Below are 23,114 nucleotides of genomic sequence, written 5' to 3' on the forward strand. Positions count from 1 at the left end.
GCTATTTTATAACTTTAGCTCTGACTTAATTAAATAGGTCGAATATTTATCAGGTTACAGCTCGTATTTAGGTTTTATTTTAACTAAATCAAATTGTAATAACGAAGGGATAATCTTTTGTAAGCGAGTTTCAGTTTCATCTAGTTTTTGTAAACAGCTACAATATTCATCAGCTTTCGCCTCTAATACCATGGCTTTTTTCTGTAAAGATTTATCAATTTCAGTTGCTATGATATCCATTCGAGTGCCCATGTCTGTAATTCGCTCTTCTAAATTGCCCTCATCAGACTCAAAAGCATCACCTAAAGCAACTAATATCGCACCTAAAGATCCATGAACTGCAGCATGAATTTTTTCACTAATTTCATTTTTAAAAAAGTCATCTAAACGAGACAAAGATTGTGGCGCAATATAGAAAAAGTCATCACCCCTTTTAAACTTACTCATTAAGGTTTTTTCAACATACTCTAATTGATTTTTTAATACTTGCGGCTCTTTATCTGAAAAACCTTTGACCACTTGCTCTATAGCCGTTAAACCTAAGTTAACGCCATCTGTTGCTAAATTCACTAACTCAGGTACCGTATTACGTAACCCTCGTTCAAATTCATTTAATACTAAAGTTTCATCTTCACTTAACTCAATCAATAAGCCTTTAATAAAAATTTGAGTATCCTGCTGATTTTCACCTAGGTTTATTTGCACTCGTGTTTGTGTTTTATCAACAATTCGGATCACATTTTCAGTAATAATAAGGCCATGTTCTAATTCAACATTGCACTCTTCGTCAGCAATAACGCTAAAGCTTAAGAAATAAAAGCCAAATAAAACTAAAAATAAGCCAATGCGTAACTTGTTAAACATTATTTTGCTCATAAAAATATTAGAGACCTTACTTTAACAAAAAAGCAGCAGATACCCAATGACCATCAAATAAAAACGCGACATCAGTCGCGTTTTAAAAATAAATTGAATCGATTAACTATTTTGCGTACCGCACTAATCTAACGTAAACATCAGCATTTTTACTTTTAAGATTATTTTTACCACTATAAAAAGCATAAGCCCAGGCATGATCGCCCACATCTATACTTGTAGTATTAGTCCAATAGTTTTCAGCTGGCGTATTAGGAAATAACACACTATTTACGGCTGGATTAACACATTGCCTTTCAACCATACCTGCTAGCTGTTTAAAGTCAGGTATATGCCAATCACTAAAATCGGCAAACTGAGTTGATTGCGCAGTTTGCAAAGCTTGCTTCCAAGTCATTTGTTTAGCATCATTATCACAACTTGCTGTTTCACTGTTATATGTCTGCCCTAAACTACAGCGCATCCACATCAATCCAGTTAAACTATCTTCTACAGTACCATTATCATTTTGCACAAAACGATCTGTTGGTGTGGTTGCTGTTAAATCATAGCAAGTCTGCGCTAATGTATATTGACTAAATAACAGCGCTAACATTGCATAGAGTTTTATTTGAGTATTCTTCATCGTATTTTCCAATTTTTTATCATGTCACACGGTGACTTTTAATAAAGCGGCTTTATAGCTTTATTATGGGGTTCTAACCAAACGTAAATAACCCGTATTTGATTTTGGATAGGCTATGTCATTACCTGTTTGCATATCTAAAATCCATGCAAAACTTAAGCTTTGGCCATCAGCGCTGGTTTCTACCGTCCAATAACGTATATGGTCAAGTGCAGATTGCTCCGGAATATTTGGAAAAATTTCAGTATTAAGTAAATGCGTTTGGCCTTGTTGACTTAAATCCATTAAACCCATTAACTCATTATAAGTGGGTACGCGCCAATTATTACCACCGCAATAGTTAGTTGCGTTTACTTCACTGACATAAGTATCTAAGCCACAATCAATATCACTTGGGCATGAAGAGTTGGCAGCACCTTTAGTACCTTCAACACCACCATTACCCTCACCTGAATATGACCAGGTATAATGATTTTGACCTTCACGTAATTGGGTATTAGGTATAGTGCCGGTATTTTGTTGTTTAACTTCCCAAATAAGTCCTGTGATATTATCTCTCACACATGAAAAATCTGTCGCGTCATCAGGTAACTCATCTGCAAATTCATCTAGTTTAGTAAAATCGAAACCTGAACTACCTATGCCTATTTTATCTAAATGCTGTGCTACCGAATCTCGGCCTAAATCAGCATCTTGCCCAGGAAAATCAGTGTTATTACAGGCTATTTCTTGAAGCTCATCAAAACACTTAGTCATGCCGGAGTCATTACCGATACCTAAAGCGAATGTTTTGATATTTACCCTCGCATTACCTACTTGGCTTCTATTTTTATCATCAGTGACAGTCACTGCAAATAATAGCTGTTCTGCGGCATCTACATCAGGCACTAAAAAATGACTGATACATTGATTAGCTTGAATTAAATTAACCGTTGTTCCTGATACTTGAGACCATAAGCAGCTAAAGTTAGGCGTTAAAGCCTTTGTATTACTCGCATCTAAAGAGACAGTTTCAAATTCATTGGCTGATTGTGTTATGCCTGTATCTACATCGATTACTTGATCTGTTTTATGAAGTAATATGTCAAAATAGTTTGTTTGACTACCGTTTTCATCATCTGTAATCGTCAAACTAAACTGCGTTGTATTGTCAGATTCCAATAAAGGATGAGAGAAAGTTAAATTCGCTTGATTAAGTGCTGCCACCGCAACAGCATCACCTTTAGTTTGCTGCCACTGATAAGTCATTAAAGACCCGTTTGAATCTGGATCAAACGATGCCTCACTACTTAAAGTAACCGTATCAGCATACTTTGATGGTAATTGTGTTGGTGCTGTTTGTGTAATTGACACAATAGGTAATTGATTTACTGAGCTGACAATAACAACAACTTCATCACTGGCTGTTGAATTATCAGGTGCGGTGTATTTAACTTGAAAAGTAAGCTGTGAGTTTTGTTTAACCTCAGGCGCTTCAATGCTTTGCTCTGCGCCTTCAGCCGGAAAACCAGCAATAATAGGACCGCTTGTTTGTGACCAAGAAAAAGCCCCTTCAGCAGGAGCTGCAATTGCTGATAGCGTTATTGTTGTTTTTTCATCTACAACTTGATCTGAGCCTGCATTAACACTTACAGGTACATCTTTTTTTGTTTCTGAATCTGAACTTCCACCACCACAGGCGGCAATATTTACAGCCAGTAAAGCTATTAAAGCTTTTTTATTCATGGCAAACCCTAATTTGTCATTATTTCTAACACTCAATATGCAAGATATCCGCCAGAAAATTTTGACGCTATAAAATAGGATTTACATATAGCTTTCTTGATGGATCCTAACAAATAATTTAGTGCCTATTTTACTGTAATCGACTTTATACTCTCTACCATCAAGAGACTGAATAAAAATCAATTGCTTAACTTCACTAAAAACATCTTGAGTTGGCACATAAACCATTTCTAAATAGCGCTCTTTTGCTTCTCTTCTATTTTTAGGCAATGTTTCTTTAAAAGGCTCTAAACCATGTTGAGTCACTTTGATTTTTGGATGATTTTCGCCATTTACAACTACCAAATCTAGCTTTTTTTCTTTATGAATAATGGTATTACGTCCGCTTGTAATAAAGGCTCTTTCACTTTCACTCATTATATTCATTCCTACGGTATAAATTTTATCTTATTACTTTTACTACCCTTGTATTTATTATAGCAATACAAGGCTGTATTGATTAGCTCTTAGTAAATCATTTTAATTAAATGCAAAAAAGTTATCACTCTTTATTGAAAATGACCAAAATATAATGCGGCCATTAAACATGCCCAAATTAACATATAGCGTATTCTTTTACAGTACATACAATTTGATTTTTTAACCATTATTTCCACATTCAAAAATAAAAATTTAAATTTAAATTAACTTTTCGTTTAAACAACAAAATAATAAGATGCGTAACAGACGCATTAATGTCAATTTTTCATACAATATAGTTAATATTCTTTTATTAATGAATCTCAATATGTTGCGTGCACAATCAGGTAAAGCTCTATTTCCATTTATTATAGCTATTTTAATCGCTTTATGTATTTATCTTTACCTACCAAAATCAGAAAATAACCAGAAAAATCAAACAAAACAAGCAACATTGGTAAAAGTTGTTACGGTTTTAAATAAAACTCAAAGTATTGATATTGAGTCTTTAGGTACCAGTCGTGCTAATCAGGCAATATTTATTAATAGCGCTCAAGATGATTACATTAAGTCTGTTCATTTTAAAGATGGTGATATTGTGAAAGCTGGGCAGTTATTAGTACAACTGAATAATGCACAAGAAAAGGCCCAAGTATTAGAGCTAACAGTTAACTTAAAAGAAGATAAACGTCAATTAAACCGATTAACTAAATTAGCTAAAACGCAATCAACTGCAAAGTCTTTATTAGATGAACAACAAGCAAAATACGAATCATCTTTAGCACAACTAGAAGCCGCTAAAGTAAAGTTATCTGAAATGTCTATCAAGGCGCCGTTTGATGGTATGTTAGGTCAACGTTTAGTGTCGCAAGGTGCTTATATTACCAGTAGCAGTGAAATTACCACTTTAGATGATATTAGTATTATTAAAGTAGACTTTAACATTCCTGAAAAATATTTATCGCATTTACATACAGGCATGAATGTAAAAGCAAAAAGCCCAGCATATCACGATAAGTTTTTTAATGGTGAAGTGACGCATATTGGCTCTCGTGTAAACCCAACAACACGCAGCGTATTAATTACAGCGCGTTTTACTAATCAAAACCACCAGCTAAGAGCAGGTATGTTATTGCATACTTACTTACAACTATCAGAATTAACAGCATTGCAAGTACCTGAAAAATCGATCATTCCAATTCAAGAGAATCACTTTGTTTACATTGTTGAAGACAATACTGCAGTAAAAAAACAAGTTGAAATTGGCGTTCGTCATAGTGGATTAGTAGAAATAAAGTCAGGACTTAATGAAGGTGATGTGATTATTACTGAAGGCATTATAAAAATAAAACAGGGTTCTACAGTACGCACCGAAGGAGAAGCTAAGTGAAGATAACCGACCTTAGCGTTAAACGCCCTGTTTTTGCCATTGTAATTAATGTATTACTTTTCACTTTTGGCATTGTGGCATTTTCCATGCTGCCTTTAAGAGAATTTCCAGATATTGATACGCCGGTTGTTTCTGTCAGTACTGAATATACGGGTGCCTCAGCAGAAATCATCGAAACAAAAATAACCCAAGTACTCGAAAATCGTATTTCAGGTATTGAAGGTATAAAAAGCATTAACTCATCAAGCAGAAATGGTCGCTCAAATATCACCATTGAATTTGATATTAACCGTAATATTGATGCCGCAGCCAACGATGTACGAGAACGCGTTTCCCGCGCAGCAGATAATTTACCAGATCAAGTTCGTGCGCCAGAAGTATCAAAGTCGGATACCGACGGCAGTCCAATTGCTTGGTTTTTATTAAACAGCACCACAATGAATTCACTGCAATTATCTGATTACGCACAAAGATATATTGTAGATAGAATTTCAGTTGTAGATGGTGTTTCTAATGTGATTATTGGCGGTGAACGCCAATATGCCATGAAAATTTGGCTTAATCGCAGCGCGATGGCAGCCCGAGGTATTACTAGCTCAGATATAGAAAAAGTATTAAATAATGAAAACGTAGAATTACCAGCCGGTAAAATTGAATCTATTGATAGAGATTTCACAGTAAGAACTGCCCGCAGTTACCGCAGCCCTGAAGATTTTGAACGCCTTGTAATTAAACGTGGTGATGACGGTTATTTAGTACGCCTAAATGAAGTTGCCGATATAAAATTAGAAGCTGAAAATGAAGAAAGCATGTTCAGAGGCAATAAAAAAGACATGATAGGTCTAGGCATAGTTAAACAAACTAAAGCCAATACTTTGACTGTAGTAGAAAATGCCAAAGCTGAATTTGAAAAAATTAAAATGACCTTACCGGAAGGTACAACACTTCATAATTCATATGATTCATCTGTATTTATCAAAGAATCAATTAAAGAAGTATACCTCACTTTAGCGATTGCAATGGCTTTGGTTGTACTGGTGATATATTTATTTTTAGGCAATATCAGAGCCACTTTAATACCTGCGATTACAGTACCCGTTGCACTCGTTGGCACTTTCATATTCTTATTTGCTATGGGTTACTCAATTAACCTATTGACCTTATTAGCTTTAGTACTCGCTATCGGTTTAGTGGTAGATGATGCCATAGTAATGCTTGAGAATATTCATAGAAGAATAGAACTAGGAGAACCACCGTTATTAGCGGCTTACAGAGGCGCACGTGAAGTGGGTTTTGCCATCATAGCAACCACACTAGTATTAATTGCTGTTTTCATTCCTTTAGTATTTATGGATGGCAGAATTGGTAGTTTATTTACTGAATTTGCAATTGCAGTAAGTGCAGCAGTGATGTTTTCGAGCATTACAGCTTTAACACTCTCACCTGCTTTATGTTCAAAATTATTAAAAAACTCGGAACGCCAATCAAAGTTTAGTCATGGTGTAGATGTATTATTTTCAAAAATTGAAACTAAATACAAAAACATATTAATGGGCAATATGCACAAAACTGGTAGCACAGTGTTGGTATTAGTATTTGCAGGGATTGCCAGCTTTTTGATGTTTGATAAATTACCATCAGAGTTAACCCCTAAAGAAGACCGTGGTACTGCATTTATTTTAATGAATGGACCTGAAGGTGCCAGTTATGAAAATAACGCACAAAATATGTCTAAAATTGAGAAAAAGCTAGAGCCATTTGTTGAATCTGGTGATATCAACCGTTTATTAGTGCGCGTTCCTGGTTGGGGCGGCAGTGGCGGTGTTGCCATTGTAGGCATGGATGACTGGGAAAACAAAAAACGTACTAGCTGGGAGATTATGGGCGATATCAGTGCTGAACTTCGCACTATTACCGATGTACGTGCTTTTGCCATTATGCGTTCAGGCATAGGCGGTCGCGGCATGAGCCGCCCTATTGAGTTTGTTTTGCAAGGTAATGATTATCAAGAGCTTGCTGTATGGCGTGATCGCATATTGAAACGCGCTGAAGAGAATCCAGGCTTAGTTCGATTAGATCATGACTTTAAAGAAACTTACCCGCAATTTTTAATCAGTATCGATAAAGACAAAGCTGCTGATTTAGGTGTAACTGTATCTGAAATAGGCAATACGTTAGAATCAATGTTAGGTCAGCGCCGTGTTACAACCTTTATAGATAGAGGTGAAGAATACGATGTTATTATCAAAGGCACTAAAAAAGATTTTGTTCAGCCTAAAAATATTTCTGATATTTACTTAAAGTCTACATCGGGTGATTTAGTACCTTTAGATAGTGTGATCACCTTATCAGAGAAGGCCACAGCTGCCCGTTTAAATCGCTATAACAGAATGCGCGCGATTACTTTAACTGCAAACTTAGCACCAGGTTACGCATTAGAGTCTGCTTTAGACTTTTTAAATACAGTGGCAATGGAAGAAAATACGCTAGATGGTGCTATTGACTATAAAGGTGAATCTCAAATGTTTTATGAGGGTGCATCTGCAATGACCTATGTATTCATTTTAGCTTTAGCTGTTACCTTTTTAGTATTAGCGGCACAATTTGAGAGCTTTGTGCATCCGTTAATTATTATGCTTACCGTACCACTAGGCTTAATTGGTGCTTTAGCGGGTTTATATTTCAGTGCGTCTAGCTTAAATATATACAGCCAAATCGGTATCATTATGCTGATAGGTTTAAGTGCTAAAAATGGTATCTTAATTGTAGAGTTTGCTAATCAATTAAGAGATAAAGGCGTTGAATTTAAAGAAGCACTTATTCAAGCAGCGACTCAAAGATTACGCCCTATCATTATGACATCACTTACCACCGTAATGAGCTCTGTACCGCTTGTAATGGCTTCAGGCCCTGGTTTTGAAAGCCGCATGGTAATTGGTACAGTGATATTTTATGGTGTGATTGTAGCAACGCTATTAACTTTATTTGTTGTGCCAAGTGCTTATTATGCACTTGCTCGTAAGACTCAATCACCAGAGTTTTTACAAAATAAGTTAGAGCAACAAAAAGAGAAATTTCCACAAAAAGATTAAACTCTAAATCAGTCTAGGTTCTAGGTATTTTTCTAGAACCTAGATCCTTGCCTATTTTTAGTTATACTGCTGTTACATATATCAAATTCGAACTTATATTTATGGATAATAATCTGCAAACCGCCACTTTTGGCGCTGGCTGTTTTTGGTGCATTGATGCTGCTTTTAGAAATGTCGCTGGCGTAGCGTCAGTTCGCTCAGGTTATGCTGGCGGCACGATTGATAATCCAACCTATCAGCAAATTTGTACTGGTTTAACAGGCCACGCTGAAGTGATTGAGATTCAGTTTGATGAAAACAAAGTCTCCTTTGAGACTTTATTAGATATGTTATTTACTTTACACGACCCGACTCAATTAAATCGCCAAGGTAACGATACCGGCACGCAATATCGCAGTGTGGTGTTCTATCATAATATGGAACAAAAGTACTTAACCGAGCAAGCTATCATTAAACATCAAGAAAATCATAATGATGATATCGTCACTGAGATAAGCCCTGCTCCAATATTCTATTCCGCAGAAACTTACCACCAAGATTATTATGCAGCCAATCAACAACAGCCCTACTGTAGTATGTTAATAGGACCAAAAATAGCTAAGTTTAATAAGGTGTTTGCGGAGTATTTGAAGTGAGGTTTTAATGACTCTTCATATGTCATCTTTGAAGTGTTTTATCAAAGATCTTTTCCATCGACATTCCAGTTTATAGATTCCCGATAAAACAACTCGGGAATGACGAAGGTTTAGTTTCTAATTTAAAGTCTAAAATAAACATGTAAGCTAGGTAAAACCCACTTATATTTAGGTGTAAAAAAAGCGCTAATTCAGCGCTTTTTTTCGAATTGGTGAAGTAATGAATTTGGAGAATCTAATTAAGCCTAGATAATCGCGGTTCATAATGAGTGCGCAAGCCATAAGGAAATCTACAGCATTAACACCTATAGAATAAAAGCTCCAATACCACCATTGTTCTCTATTCGATAACACCATAATATCTATATGTATTATACAATGAAGTATACTATTAAAAATTAACCCAATCAGAATGTATTTAAAACCTACAGATCCTATTACCCCAAGTCCTTTATGTATAAAATATATTAAAGATAAGGTAATTAAATCATATGTTATGAGAGCAAGATAAAAATTATCTTTTGCAGCTGACAAATCTAAATAATGGTTACTCAAGAAGTATGATAAAAACATAATAGTTGAACTAACTACCAAAGACTTATCAACTCTAATATTGCAAGTATAAAAATACAAATTCAATAAGAATGCCATAAGCATTCCCCAGACTAATATTGTATCAAAATGCAAACCTAAAGTTTCTAGAGAAAAATACATATATAAAAGGATTAACCCCTATTTTTTATCTGGGAATACAATACTACCACCACCACGTCTTGGTTCTACATCACCACCTGAAAATTTAGTTTCTGTAGCAGTACTTTGAAGTATTTCAGCGCCACCTAAATCTTTAGCGGCTTGCGAAAGCGTTACTGTATCATTTTGTAACGTATTTGTGCTAGTCGTTTGAGGAGTTGTTGTAGTCTTAGCTGGTTGATTTTGTTGATAAGCTAGTGCCGATACTGCTGGATTATTTGAAACTTGCATATTATTTACCCTTATTAGTTATTTTAAAAAAGCTTGAGCTTGAATATTATTTTGTAAAAAAGTTTAAATTTTAATCTCAAGCGTGAATTCTGCTTTATTCTTTCTCTTCTTCTCTAAGAATTAGCAAGTTACGATCCAACTATTTAAAAATAACCATTAATTACAATCAATTACATCGAATTACGAATAAGGAATTGTTTTTATTTACCTAGAACCATACTTTTTATTTAATGCTTTAGAATGACATGCTTAATTTAGCAACAAAAAAGCCTATTGATTCTTTGAATCAATAGGCTTTTTTGCGTTAATGAACTGATCCTCATTCCCAACTAAAAGTATTAAGACCTTTAATTAAAACCCAGCTAATAAACTATGGGGCAATCTAATGCCTCGGCATACTTTCCTCTACAAGCTGAGGTTAAGCAACGTTTTTACATGGGATCTGGTTTACCATATCGATTTTTTCGTTTAATAAATAGTCCATCGCAACTTCATCACAGTTGTCTTTACGTAAACATAATTCACAGTCTTTCATTACTTTTTCAGGTAATTCAGACTTATGACTATCAGCAAAGCCTAGTTTGGCAAAGAATCCAGGTACACGTGTTAAAACAATGACACGTTTAAGTGCTAGCTTTTTAGCTTTTGCTAATAAGTGCTCTACTAATGCACGCCCTTGGCCTTTCGCTTCTACTTTTTCGCAAATCCCTAAAGAGCGTATTTCAGCAAGACCTGTATCGTAGATATATAAAGACGCACAGCCCGTTACTTTACCGTTAACTTCAGTGACAGCAAATTCATTTATTGAGTGCACCATATCGCTTTTAGCACGTGGTAAGTTTTCACCCACTTTTGCCCAATACTGAATTAAGTCATTAATAGATTCAACATCACTTAATCTGGCATCACGAACAATTACTTTTTGCGAAGCGCGCGCATTTTTAATTGCGAATTTCACTTGTGTTTCAGATGTACCACCAAGTGCTTTGCGGGCATCTAAACAGGCTTGAAGCTCAAGTACTGGATAAACATCGTCATCAATTGTTTCACATACTGCTTTAAATTGTGCAATGGATAAGTCTTCTAGATTTTTACCTTCTCCTATCGCAACTTGTACCAGCTCACCTACGATATGATGGCCTTCTCTAAATGGAATACCCTTAGCAACTAAATAATCAGCGAGCTCTGTTGCATTAGCGTGTCCACCTTGTGCAGCGGATTTGGTTGCCTCTGAATTAACTTTAACACCTTTAATACAAGCTTCAGCCATATGAATGCTAGCAAGCCAAGTTGGCATCGCATCAAATAGACCTTCTTTGTCTTCTTGCATATCTTTGTTATAAGCAAGCGGTAAGGCTTTTAAAGTCATCATCATGGCTGAAAACGCACCAAAAACACGGCCTGTCTTACCACGAATAAGCTCAAGTGCATCAGGATTTTTCTTTTGCGGCATTAAAGAAGAACCAGAAGTAACGCTGTCTGCTAACTCTAAAAATCCTGCTTCGCCCGTATTATAAAAGATCATATCTTCTGCCATACGAGATAGATGCATCATAGAGATTGAAGCACAGCTCAATAACTCGACAACAAAATCACGATCAGATACGCCATCTAAACTATTTTTTGTAGCAGAGGCAAACCCTAATGATTCGGCAAGTTTTTGCCGATCTATGGCATAAGCTGTCCCCGCAAGTGCACCAGACCCTAGAGGACATACATTAAGTCTGTCTAAGGCATTTTGTAAGCGGCTTTCATCACGTTCTAGCATTTCATAATAAGCCATGCACCAGTGACTAAATAAAACAGGCTGTGCACGTTGTAAATGCGTATAACCTGGTAATACAGTACCAAACTCTTTTTCAGCTAAAGTTACTATCGCATTTTTAAGCGATGCGATTGCCTTTAAAAGTTGTTCAGCTGTATCACGACTCCATAGTCTAAAGTCAGTTGCTACTTGGTCGTTTCTGCTACGACCTGTATGTAATTTTTTGCCTAAGTCGCCTACTTTTTCAATTAATGCAGTTTCAACATAAGAGTGAATATCTTCAGCACCCGATGCCACAATTGCTTGTGGATTAACAGCTACTTCGTCTAATAACTCACTTAATGCTGATTGAATTTGTTGGAATTCATCTTGGGTTAATACATTTACTTGCGTTAATGCATTTGCCCAAGCTATTGAACCTACAATATCTTGTTCTGCTAATTGATAATCAAAAGGCAAAGAGTCGTTAAACTGCTTAAATGCCTGATCTGGTCCTGATGAAAATCTGCCGCCCCACAATGCCATCTTTGTTCTCCCGGGCGAATAAATTCGCCCTTGTTATTACTTGCTACTTGCTTTTTATTGCTAAAAACTATTTTGTATTTTCTTTGCTTAGTGCTGTGATTCTGCTTGAAAGTGAGAATAAACGAATAAACCCTTCAGCATGAGACTGGTTATAAACATCATCGGCACCAAAAGTTGCAAAATCTTCACTGTATAAGCTGTTAGGTGATTTCTTTTGAACTGCAGTTACGTTACCTTTGTAAAGTTTAACTACAATTTCACCTGTAAATACTTCAGCTAACGCTTCAGCACTTGCTAAAATAGAATCTTTAAGCGGTGTAAACCAACGACCATCATAAACAAGGTGAGCAAATTCATTGGCAAATGTGTTTTTCCACTTACGACACTCTTTATCTAATACAAGCTCTTCAAGTGCACGTAAAGCAGTAACCATAACTGTACCGCCTGGTGTTTCATAACAACCACGAGACTTCATGCCTACTAAACGATTTTCTACGATATCAATACGACCAACACCATGTAATGCAGCAGGTTTATTGAGCGCTTCTAAACATTGGTATGGAGATAGTTTTTCACCATCAATTGTTGTGATTTCACCTTTTTCGATACCGATATGAATATACAGCGCTTCATTTGGTGCTTCTTCTGGAGAATTTGTTAAAGGCCAAATTTCAGCTGACGGCTCACACCACGGATCTTCAAGCTCACCACCTTCTGTAGATAAATGCCACGCATTACCGTCACGGCTATATATTTTTTTAGCTGATGCTGCACATGGAATATCACGCTCAGCTAGGTAATCAAGCAATGATTCACGGCTATCTAAGTCCCACTCTCTCCAAGGTGCAATTACTTTAAGATTTGGTGCTAATGCAGCAAAACATGCTTCAAAACGTACTTGGTCATTACCTTTACCAGTACAGCCATGAGCAACCGCATCTGCGCCTACTTTAAGTGCCACTTCAACTTGTGCTTTAGCAATGATAGGACGTGCCATAGATGTACCTAAAAGGTATGTGCCTTCGTAAACAGCACCGGTTTTAAGCGTAGGGTAAATATAATCTGCAACCATTTCTTCTTTAAGATCTACTACATAACACTCAGATGCACCTGATGCGATAGCTTTTTCTTCAATACCTGCGAGCTCTTCATCACCTTGACCAACATCAGCAACAAACGCCACCACTTCACAATCATAGTTTTCTTTTAACCATGGCATGATCACTGATGTATCTAAACCGCCTGAATATGCTAATACTACTTTTTTAATTGAGCTCATAACTTTACCTTTGAATAATTCTTTATTTAACGTGTTGGGCTAAAGCCCAATCTACAAAACATATAATTTGATCATCTCCGAAGTCTTTATCGGAGATCTTTTTCAATCTTAGATTCCCGATAAAAACATCACGGGAATGCCTGTTCCTTTACTTAACAAAATTCGGATTTAATAGCGTTATCAATAGCGCATTTTGTGCATGCATACGATTTTCAGCTTGCTGAATAATTTTTGCAGCAGGGCCATCCATTAGCTCAGAGGTGATCTCAAACTCTCTGTGTGCAGGTTGGCAATGCAATACAGTACTTGCGCCAGTTTTTTCTAGTAATTCTTGATTTAACTGGTAAGGCATATACTTTTGTTTTACTTGTTCAAGAGGTGTTGTATCACCCATAGAAACCCAAGTATCTGCATACAATACATCTGCGCCAGCTGCTGCTTCAACACGATCGCTTACTTGTACATGTGCACCGTTAATTGCTGCGATTTGCTCAGCTTGTTTTACAATTTGTGCATCTGGTGAATCACCTTTAGGGCAAACTGCAACAAAGTCAGTGCCTAAAGTTGCAGCTAATAACATAAGTGAATGCGTTACATTATTACCTTCACCTAAATAAGCTACTTTTAGCTCACTTACATCACCATGCACTTCTTGTAATGTTAAGAAATCAGCCAATGCCTGACATGGATGATATAAATCACATAAGCTATTTACGACTGGTACACTTGCGTGTTCTGCTAAAGTCGTTAACGTACTGTGCTGATTAACACGCGCTACAATGCCATCAGCCCAAGTTGAGATATTTAAAGCAAAATCTTTTACCGATTCACGAGAACCCATAGCGCCATTTTGCTGATCTAAATAAACTGCGTGACCACCTAATTTATTAATGCCAATATCAAATGAAAGACGTGTTCTTAAACTTGGCTTTTCGAATAAAGTAACAATAGATAACCCAACTAATGCTTGATTGAAATCCTGAGGGTTAGCTTTTAATGCTTTTGCTAAATCTAGCAATTTTAAAATTGCTGTTTTATTTAACTCTAATCCATGTAAAAAATGTTGTGCCATGATGCATGCTTCCTAAATAATTTATAAAGTGACTTTTGTGCCGACATGTTGGCCTTGAAGTAAACCAGCTAAATTTTCTGGTTTTTGCCAACTAGAGATATAAACACCTCGTCGTAAATGTTCGGCAGCACGTAAACTGGTCTCAACCTTGACCTGCATACCACCTAATATCACTCCATCATTAACTAATTCTTTTATTTCATTTGTATTAAGCTGATGTAAAGGTTTTTTGTCAGCATCAAGTACTGCCTCTACATCTGTCATAAATATTAATTCTGCATCTAAGCTAGCTGCAATTGCTGCTGCCGCTTCATCAGCATTTACGTTGTACCAGTTACCTTCTAAATCAAAACCAATTGAACTAACAATGGGTAATCTGTTTACACAAAGCATTGCTTGAATTACGCTATCTTGTGTTGCTTCACAGGTACCAACTTGGCCTAACGCTTTTAGTTTTTTAGTACTTTCAATGCCTGCTTCATACAAACTTAAACCTACTGGTTTTAAACTTGCTGATATTGCTTGCCCTATAAGTTGCTTATTTGCACAACCCGCTAATGCTCCAACTATGTAAGGCATTTGCTCTTTAGGGCTAATTCTTAAACCTAAATGTTTTGCCGTTGCAAAACCGGCATCTTTAAGCCAACTATCAACTAAAGCACCGCCACCATGAACAAATACAAATTTAGCGTCAGTTTGCTGAGCAATTACTTCGAATAATGCTTTGGCCGCGTTTTGACTATTTAATACGGCACCGCCTAATTTTATTACCCAAGTTTTCATACTTTAACTCCTTTAGGTAACCCTTGTGACAGTAAGCCTAATTCGCCCGGTAAACCCATGCAGATGTTCATACACTGTAGCGCCTGACCTGACGCACCTTTTAATAAGTTATCAATCGCTGACATCACAATGAGTTGTGATCCTTTTTGTTGCCACGCAATATCAACAAATGGTTTATTAGCCACGCCATTGATTGATGGAATCGTATTGCCTAACAAACGAATTAATGGTTTATCTGCTAAACATTGATATGCAGCTTCAACTTGATCTTGCGTGACACCGTCTTTTAATTGCACATAGATAGTTTCGAGAATACCTCTAGGAAAATTTCCTAAGTGCGGCGTAAATAAAACATCATGGTTTAAATACTTTTCTATCTCAGGTGTATGTCTATGATTGAATAACCCATAAGCACCTAAACTTACTTCACAAAAATGCGTGCCTATATTGGCTTTACGTCCTGCACCTGACACACCTGACACAGCATTTATGATAATAGGTTGCTCTGTGACTAAATCAGTATCAACCAAAGGCTTTAATGCGTTTAATGCGGCTGTTGGGTAACATCCTGGCACAGCAATCAATTGTGCATTTTTTATATCGTCCTGATTTTGCCATTCAGCTAAACCATAAACGGCTTCATTTAATAAAGAGATATTGTCATGACTGAAACCATAGTATTCTTGATAATCTTCATCTGAACTCAAACGAAAGCCACCAGAAAGGTCAAAAACTTTTTTGCCCATTTCAATAAAAATCGGCGCAAGTTCTACACTTACTTTATGATCTGTACATAAACACACATAATCAGCATTATTTTGTATATCGGTAAAAGCTTCTGAAGTGAGAGGTGCTAAAGGTAAATCCAATAAACCTAAGTGTTGTGGATATAAACGACTTAATGACTTACCTTTATCTAAGCTATTTTCAGATACATAAATACCTGCAAGTGTTAATTTTTCATGTGATGCTACAAGAGATGCTAATTCTGCACCGCTGTAACCACTTGCTCCGATAATTACTACTTTCATCTTAACCTCTAAAAATTTCCCTCCAATTGGAGGGAATAAAAATCAGCTTACGCCGGGGAGATATTTATGCTAAATATGTGTATATGTATGCACAATAAGTTAAACTGGATTTATATTCAAGTTTTATGAATAATTATTTTTAGGTTTTATTATGTCTATACCCAATTTTATGCAAATGTACCAAACGCTGATATCCCTACCTTCGATCAGCGCAATTGATGAGAAGCTAAATTTAAGCAATAAAGATGTGATTAATAACTTAGCTAATTGGTGTCAATCATTAGGATTTGAATGTGAAATTTCAGAGCTTGAAAGTGCCCCAGGAAAATATAATTTATTGGCTAGGTTAAACCCTAGCGACAGTGAAAATGGAAAAAAAGAATTTCATGGCGGTTTAATGTTAGCGGGTCATACCGATACAGTTCCTTTTGATGATAATCAATGGAGCATGGATCCCTTTACGTTAACGGAAACTAACAATAAATTATTTGGTTTAGGTTCGATTGATATGAAAGGTTTTTTTGCATTCATTTTGCATGCTTTACAAGGCTTAGATTTATCTAATTTAAAACAGCCTTTGATCATATTAGCCACTGCTGATGAAGAAACAACCATGGCAGGTGCGCAGCAAGTTTGCCAACATAAAAACTTAAAACCTGCTCGCTGTATTATAGGTGAACCTACAGATATGGTGCCGGTATTTACCCACAAAGGGCATATGTCGAATGCAATCAGAATTGTTGGTAAATCAGGTCATAGTTCAGATCCAGATGCCGGTTTAAATGCAATTGAAATTATGCATTTGGTGATAGGAAAACTCCTTATTTTGAAGCAAGAACTAAAGAATAAGTATTCAGTTGATCACTTCGTTATTCCCTACCCCACTTTGAATTTAGGCCATATTCATGGTGGCGATAACGCAAATCGAATTTGTGGTTGTTGTGAATTACATATTGATATGCGCCCTTTACCAGGTATTAGTGTTATAGAACTACAAGCAATGCTGTTAGGTTCGGTTAACGAAATAAATAAACAATACTCCAATGCGGTTGAAGTGATAGATTTACACGAACCTATTCCTGCGTTTAAAGGCACAGCCGATTCTGCGCTTGTTAAATTAGCAGAAAAAATATCAGGAGAAAAAGCAATTGCAGTGAATTACTGTACAGAAGCACCATTTATTCAGCAGCTTGGATGTGAAACGATTATTATGGGCCCTGGCTCTATCAATCAAGCACACCAGCCAGATGAGTATTTAGCAATTGAAAAAATAAAACCTACACAACAAATGATTAAGCAATTAATTGTAGAGAGCTGCTTTTAATATAAACGCGGCTGAAGACCCGCCTACAGAATCTAAATCTATTATCGTGAAGATAAAGCGATTAAAGTACCTTCAATTGAGCGGACATAAGCTAATGTTTGTCCGTGCGACTTATCTGCGGGAGGACAAAAAGGTTCAGCTCCTGCTGCAACGGCTTTATCATATGATTCAATAACATTGTCACAATAAAAGCGTATTTCAAAACCCAGTGCTGGTTGTTTTGGCTGAGTGCGAATATAACTTTGTTTAAAGTTTGATTGTGCACAAGGGTGTGCAGAAAAAGCTAATTTTACTTGCCCTGTATCTAGCTCTGCATATTGACCTGAGCCATCATCTTTAATCGTGCTTAAACCAAAAGCTTGATAATAAAAATCTAAAGTTTCTTCAACATCATCAACATAGATAATTGTTTTAGCAAATTCCATCGCATCACCCCTATATTTTGAACATGATCATTAATTTATTCTTATGTGATCATTAGCTTAAAATATGCCCTAAAATTGATAATAAAACAAGCAAGTTTTAAACCATCAACTAAAAACTTGATTAGGTTCAATGTATTAAGTTATTAAACTCAATGTACGAATTGGCAGGTAAATAACTACATATCCCGTTACATAGGCATAAAAAAAGCGCCATCGGCGCTTTTTCTGCTACTTCAAAAAACTCTAACCTTTGTTTTTATGTAACTTAGCAATTTGTCTGCGTTTACGTTTTTGCGACAAAGTAACTTTAGTTGTACGACCAGCGTAAGGGTTATCACCTTCACGGAATTCAATCTTAATTGGCGTACCCATTACATTTAATGCTTTACGATAGTAATTCATTAAGTAACGTTTGTATGACGTAGGTAGTTTATGTACCTGATTACCGTGAATAACGATAATTGGTGGGTTGTAGCCACCTGCGTGAGCGTATTTAAACTTAACACGACGACCACTGACCATAGGTGGTTGGTGATCAGACTGTGCCATATCCATAATACGACGTAGCATAGACGTACTGACACGTTTAGTTGCAGATTGATATGCTTCGTCTACTGATTCAAATAAGTGACCAACACCTGTACCATGAAGTGCAGAGATAAAGTGAATACGTGCAAAATCAATAAAGCCTAAACGTCTATCTAGCTCTGTTTTGATACGATCTTTAACATAATCATCTAAGCCATCCCATTTATTTACAGCGATAACTAATGAGCGACCTGCATTAAGTGTAAAACCTAATAGGCTTAAATCTTGGTCACTAATACCTTCTCTGGCATCAACAACAATTAAAACAACATTTGCATCTTCAATCGCTTTTAATGTTTTAATTACCGAGAATTTTTCAACAACGTCATTAACTTTTTTACGTTTACGTACACCAGCAGTGTCGATTAGTACATATTCTCTATCATTACGGGTCATAGGAATATATACAGAGTCACGGGTTGTGCCTGGCGCATCATAAACGATTACACGTTCTTCACCTAAAATACGGTTTGTTAATGTTGACTTACCAACATTAGGGCGTCCTATGATAGCTAATTTAATTGGTTTATCTTCAGGATTGTAGTCTTCTAAGTCTTCATCATTTTCATAAATTTCAGTAAACTCATCCTCTTCTTCTACAGCATCAACTTCAATGCCGTGAAGCTTATTGTACTCATCAATAATAGGCTGTAATGCAATTTCAATTAGAGAAGTTACACCACGACCGTGTGATGCCGCAATATGATAAACTTCACCTAGTGATAACTGATAAAACTCAGCACAGTTTGAATCTGCATCAATACCATCTGTTTTATTAGCAACAACTAAGATTGGCTTATCTTTTTTACGTAAATGATTAGCAATTGCTTGATCAGCTACAGTCATGCCAGCACGCGCATCAACTAAAAATAAAACAACATCCGCTTCTTCAATTGCTAATAAAGATTGCTCAGCCATTTCCACTTCGATGCCCGTTTCCGAACCATCAATTCCGCCAGTATCCACAACGATAAACTCATAGTCATCACTACGCGCCTGACCATATTTACGATCACGAGTTAAACCTGGAAAGTCAGCAACTAACGCATCACGAGTACGAGTTAAACGATTAAATAATGTGGATTTACCAACATTAGGTCGCCCAACTAGAGCGATCACAGGAAGCATAAACAACCCCTTAAAATTATACTAAATATAAATAAAACCGACTTTTCAGTGGTTTAGCTATAAATTTAGTATGAAAACTAAAAACAACAAAAGGCTTCGCTATGCGAAGCCCTTTAAAATTATCTTATTTAATCACAGGTTAAACTGCGATTAACTAAAACGTTACATTATGGTGCTTCAATAACTGAAACTTCACCATCTCTTGTAGTAATAACAAGTTTATTACCAGCTGTAACTGCCTCTACATAAAAGCCTGAACTATCAAACTCTTCACGAGAAACTAAGTCACCACTGGCTTTATCTAACCAATGTAGATTACCTTCGTTATCACCTAATACTAAATTATTTCCGATAACTGTAGGTCCAGTTAAGTGCCAACCAACTAAAGCTGGCTGACTCCAACGCTCGATGCCTGAGTTTTTATCTAAGGCAAAAATACCGCCAGAGCTATCTACTAAATAGATATTTTGACCATCCGTTGCAATTTCTCTGTAGCCACTGTATTCACGTTTAAATACAACGTTACCAGAGCGGATATCTACAGCAGCTAAATTACCATTATAGGCTAAAGTATAAACCATTGAGCCTGAAACAATAGGTTGCACATCAACATCTACTAAGCGTTCAAATTCTGAAGACCCTTTTGGCACAGCAATATCTGCTTTCCAAGCTGAAAAACCACTTTCAGAAATAAGTACTGTCAACTTACCTGTTTCTTCACCAACTAAAACACCGCCATTTGCAACAACTGGTGCGCTCATGCCGCGTAATGTTAATGCTGGTACTTCTTGCTCATATTTCCAGCGTTGCTCACCTGTATCAGGATGCAGGGCAACAAGTTGTCCAGAACCTAAGTTAGCAAAAATTAAACCGTCACCTGCTGCTGGGCTTGATAACGCTTCACCAGGCACATTTTTACGCCAAACGATTTCACCTGTTTCTCTATCAAGCGCGATAATTTCGCCATGTTCAGAGCCAACGTAAATTTTACCAAATGCTTGTAATAAACCGCCAGAAAGTTTTGCGTTATCGCTATCTTCCCAAGGCCAAAATGCAACGTTTGCACGTACATCTTTTTGCCATATTACATCACCAGTCTCTAAAGAAAGCGCTTTTACTTTGCCGTTTCTATCTGCAACGTAAACAGTCTCTTTATAAACAGTAGGAGAAAGTTTTGAGTAGTAATGGCCTACACCATCACCTACAGACTCTTGCCATAAAACTTTAGTTTCAAACTGATTTACAATAACAGGTAAAACTAGCTCGTCAGGCTCTTCATCATCATTAGATGAACAACCCATTAATGAGGCCATACATAAGGCCAGTGTTGCCATGGTAATTTTTTTCATGACTTTAACCTTATTTTTCAGATACTGGTACGTTCAACGCAGCAACGGCTAAGTTATCAAGTTTAATTTGTAATAGAGAGTTATTTTCTAAGCCACCTGCATCTACAGCTGCCTGATAAGCACTACGCGCTTGTTCACTTTCATTTTTAGCAACGTATACATCGCCTTTTAACTCAGAAACTGTGGCTTTAAAGCTTTCAGGTAAAGTATTACCCAAAGTAGCTAAAGCAGCATCATATTGTTTTTGTTCTAACTGAATGCGCGCTAAACGTGTAAAAGCAAGTGCTTTGAATTCAGTATTTTTTGAGTTTACTGAAATCCAAGTTAATTTTTCTGCAGCTTTATCTAAATCATCTTTTTCTACTGCTTCTTTAGCTGTTACAAAAGCAGCTAAAACTGAGTAGCTAGAGCTACCATTTGTTTTAATGAACTCATCTGCATCAGTTAATAAAGTTGAGCCTTCTTGCCCTGCATTTTCAACTAACTGCGTGTAAGAATCTGATAATGACTCAGTTGTTTCAATTGTATGTTGGTTATATGCTTTCCAGCCGTATAAACCACCTAGACCTAATACTACGCCTACAGCAAGTGCTACACCATTATCACGAAAAAAGCCTTTAATCGCTTCTGCTTGTTGTTCTTCTGTTGAATAAACTTCCATACTACCCTACCAAATCTGTTAAAAGAGTTCTGACTTCATCAATATTTAATGTTATTTGATCTTTCTTTTCTCTTAGATATTTAATCGTCAAAATGCCTTGTTCTAGCTCATCATCACCTATGATTAAGGCGATTTGTGCGCCACTTTTATCTGCGCGTTTTAATTGCTTTTTAAAGTTACCACCACCAGCATGTACCATAATACGCACGCCTGGTACTTGATCTCTAAACTGCTGTGCTATTACTTGTGCTTGAATACTGGCTTTATCACCCATAGCTGCAAAATAGACATCTACATTACTGCGAAGCTCACCAACACACTCTAACTCTTGTAATAGTAAAATTAAGCGCTCCATACCCATTGCAAAACCAACGGCTGGTGTTGCTTTACCGCCTAACTGTTCAACTAACCCATCGTAACGACCACCTGCACATATAGTGCCTTGTGCGCCAAGATTTTTAGTTACCCATTCAAATACAGTACGATTATAATAATCTAAACCACGCACTAATTTTTCATTAACTTGGTATTCGATACCTGCAGCATCTAATCGTTCACATAAATTTGCAAAATGTTCAGCTGATTCTTCATCTAAGTTTTCTGACAGCTTAGGTGCATTAACTAATAATGCTTGAACGTCAGGGTTTTTGCTATCTAAAACACGTAATGGATTAGTATGCATACGACGTAAAGAATCTTCATCTAATTGCGATTTATTTTCTTCTAAGAAGGCAATTAAGATTTCACGGTACTTTACACGCGCTTCACTAGAACCTAATGAATTAAGCTCTAAAGCTACATTTTTATCTATGCCTAATTTTTTCCAAAGATGCGCAGTTAAAATAATAACTTCTGCATCCATCTCTGCTGTTGAGAAACCAAATGATTCTAAACCAAATTGGTAAAACTGACGGTAACGACCTTTTTGCGGACGCTCATGTCTAAACATAGGCCCCATATACCAAAGTCTTTGCTCTTGGTTATACAATAAGCCCGCTTGATTAGCTGCACGAACACACACTGCAGTGCCTTCAGGTCTTAAAGTTAAGCTATCTCCGTTTCTATCGTCAAAAGAGTACATTTCTTTTTCAACGATATCAGTTACTTCACCGATCGAGCGTTTAAATAAATCTGTTGATTCTACAATAGGGAAACGTATTTCTTGATAACCAAATGAAGCTACTGTTTCACGTAATGTTGCTTCTAGTTTCTGCCAAATTTGTGTATCGCCTGGCAGACAATCGTTCATACCACGTACTGCTTGGATTTGTTTAGCCACTGTCGGTCCTAATTCATTTGTTACTGATAAATAATAAAACGCTGAAAATAATAATACGCGTTAAAAACAAAAGAGCCGAATTATAAACCAAATTCGCCTCTTCTTCTAGCTAGTGATCA

Annotated in this window: 19 protein-coding genes; 4 read left to right on the forward strand and 15 right to left on the reverse strand. The window is 36.5% G+C overall.

Features of this window, described 5'->3' with window-relative positions; translation table 11 throughout:
- Positions 1 to 54: 54 nt before the first annotated feature.
- The 4 genes from KO527_RS11100 to KO527_RS11115 form a co-directional block, all read right to left on the reverse strand.
- Complete coding sequence (locus tag KO527_RS11100; RefSeq protein WP_216040462.1) at positions 55 to 864, reverse strand: DUF2884 family protein; 810 nt, start codon at positions 862 to 864, stop codon at positions 55 to 57.
- Between the two features lie 118 nt (positions 865 to 982).
- The gene (locus KO527_RS11105) at positions 983 to 1,501 is read right to left on the reverse strand and encodes a DUF1566 domain-containing protein (RefSeq protein WP_252733642.1); all 519 of its coding nucleotides are present in this window, start codon (positions 1,499 to 1,501) and stop codon (positions 983 to 985) included.
- 63 nt (positions 1,502 to 1,564) lie between these two features.
- Positions 1,565 to 3,226, reverse strand: a complete 1,662-nt coding sequence (locus KO527_RS11110) for a DUF1566 domain-containing protein (protein WP_216040369.1) — start codon at positions 3,224 to 3,226, stop codon at positions 1,565 to 1,567.
- A gap of 81 nt (positions 3,227 to 3,307) precedes the next feature.
- Positions 3,308 to 3,643 carry a hypothetical protein gene (locus KO527_RS11115; protein ID WP_216040370.1) on the reverse strand — a complete coding sequence of 112 codons (336 nt, stop codon included), beginning with the start codon at positions 3,641 to 3,643 and terminating at the stop codon, positions 3,308 to 3,310.
- Positions 3,644 to 4,013: 370 nt separating this feature from the next.
- On the opposite strand from KO527_RS11115, the gene KO527_RS11120 reads away from it, so the two are divergent.
- The 3 genes from KO527_RS11120 (at position 4,014) to msrA (ending at position 8,802) form a co-directional block, all read left to right on the forward strand.
- Positions 4,014 to 5,075: an efflux RND transporter periplasmic adaptor subunit gene (locus KO527_RS11120; protein ID WP_216040371.1), complete on the forward strand. Its 1,062-nt coding sequence runs from the start codon at positions 4,014 to 4,016 to the stop codon at positions 5,073 to 5,075.
- The gene (locus KO527_RS11125; protein WP_216040372.1) at positions 5,072 to 8,167 is read left to right on the forward strand and encodes an efflux RND transporter permease subunit; all 3,096 of its coding nucleotides are present in this window, start codon (positions 5,072 to 5,074) and stop codon (positions 8,165 to 8,167) included. Before KO527_RS11120 ends, KO527_RS11125 begins: the two co-directional genes overlap by 4 nt.
- Positions 8,168 to 8,268: 101 nt before the next feature.
- Positions 8,269 to 8,802 (forward strand): peptide-methionine (S)-S-oxide reductase MsrA, encoded by a 534-nt coding sequence (gene msrA, locus KO527_RS11130; RefSeq protein WP_216040373.1) that lies wholly within the window; start codon positions 8,269 to 8,271, stop codon positions 8,800 to 8,802.
- 732 nt (positions 8,803 to 9,534) lie between these two features.
- Here the strand turns inward: msrA and KO527_RS11135 are convergent.
- The 6 genes from KO527_RS11135 to argC all read right to left on the reverse strand — a co-directional run bounded on the left by KO527_RS11135 (position 9,535) and on the right by argC (position 16,241).
- On the reverse strand, positions 9,535 to 9,786 hold the full coding sequence (locus KO527_RS11135; RefSeq protein ID WP_216040374.1) for a hypothetical protein: 252 nt from the start codon (positions 9,784 to 9,786) through the stop codon (positions 9,535 to 9,537).
- Between the two features lie 418 nt (positions 9,787 to 10,204).
- A complete protein-coding gene (gene argH, locus KO527_RS11140) occupies positions 10,205 to 12,076 on the reverse strand; it encodes an argininosuccinate lyase (RefSeq protein ID WP_216040375.1) in 1,872 nt (623 codons plus the stop codon).
- Between the two features lie 67 nt (positions 12,077 to 12,143).
- A complete protein-coding gene (locus tag KO527_RS11145) occupies positions 12,144 to 13,355 on the reverse strand; it encodes an argininosuccinate synthase (protein WP_216040376.1) in 1,212 nt (403 codons plus the stop codon).
- Between the two features lie 148 nt (positions 13,356 to 13,503).
- On the reverse strand, positions 13,504 to 14,427 hold the full coding sequence (locus tag KO527_RS11150; protein ID WP_216040377.1) for an ornithine carbamoyltransferase: 924 nt from the start codon (positions 14,425 to 14,427) through the stop codon (positions 13,504 to 13,506).
- Between the two features lie 21 nt (positions 14,428 to 14,448).
- Entirely contained in the window at positions 14,449 to 15,210 is a 762-nt protein-coding gene (gene argB, locus KO527_RS11155) for an acetylglutamate kinase (protein ID WP_216040378.1), read from the reverse strand.
- Positions 15,207 to 16,241 (reverse strand): N-acetyl-gamma-glutamyl-phosphate reductase, encoded by a 1,035-nt coding sequence (gene argC / locus KO527_RS11160; protein WP_216040379.1) that lies wholly within the window; start codon positions 16,239 to 16,241, stop codon positions 15,207 to 15,209. Before argC ends, argB begins: the two co-directional genes overlap by 4 nt.
- 151 nt (positions 16,242 to 16,392) lie before the next feature.
- Between argC and argE the strand changes: the two genes are divergently transcribed.
- Positions 16,393 to 17,565, forward strand: a complete 1,173-nt coding sequence (gene argE / locus KO527_RS11165) for an acetylornithine deacetylase (protein WP_216040380.1) — start codon at positions 16,393 to 16,395, stop codon at positions 17,563 to 17,565.
- Positions 17,566 to 17,606: 41 nt separating this feature from the next.
- On the opposite strand, the gene KO527_RS11170 is transcribed toward argE, so the two are convergent.
- The 5 genes from KO527_RS11170 to hisS form a co-directional block, all read right to left on the reverse strand.
- Positions 17,607 to 17,990, reverse strand: coding sequence for a VOC family protein (locus KO527_RS11170; RefSeq protein ID WP_216040381.1), 384 nt, complete (start codon positions 17,988 to 17,990; stop codon positions 17,607 to 17,609).
- 243 nt (positions 17,991 to 18,233) lie between these two features.
- Positions 18,234 to 19,706: a ribosome biogenesis GTPase Der gene (der, locus tag KO527_RS11175; RefSeq protein WP_216040382.1), complete on the reverse strand. Its 1,473-nt coding sequence runs from the start codon at positions 19,704 to 19,706 to the stop codon at positions 18,234 to 18,236.
- A 167-nt stretch (positions 19,707 to 19,873) separates the two neighbouring features.
- Positions 19,874 to 21,055, reverse strand: coding sequence for an outer membrane protein assembly factor BamB (bamB, locus tag KO527_RS11180; protein ID WP_216040383.1), 1,182 nt, complete (start codon positions 21,053 to 21,055; stop codon positions 19,874 to 19,876).
- Between the two features lie 10 nt (positions 21,056 to 21,065).
- Positions 21,066 to 21,716, reverse strand: coding sequence for a tetratricopeptide repeat protein (locus KO527_RS11185; RefSeq protein WP_216040384.1), 651 nt, complete (start codon positions 21,714 to 21,716; stop codon positions 21,066 to 21,068).
- A 1-nt stretch (position 21,717) separates the two neighbouring features.
- Positions 21,718 to 22,995, reverse strand: a complete 1,278-nt coding sequence (hisS, locus tag KO527_RS11190; protein WP_042152895.1) for a histidine--tRNA ligase — start codon at positions 22,993 to 22,995, stop codon at positions 21,718 to 21,720.
- Positions 22,996 to 23,114 lie beyond the last annotated feature (119 nt).

The organism is Pseudoalteromonas sp. C2R02, from assembly GCF_018860845.1.
In the GTDB taxonomy this organism is placed as follows: Bacteria; Pseudomonadota; Gammaproteobacteria; order Enterobacterales; family Alteromonadaceae; genus Pseudoalteromonas.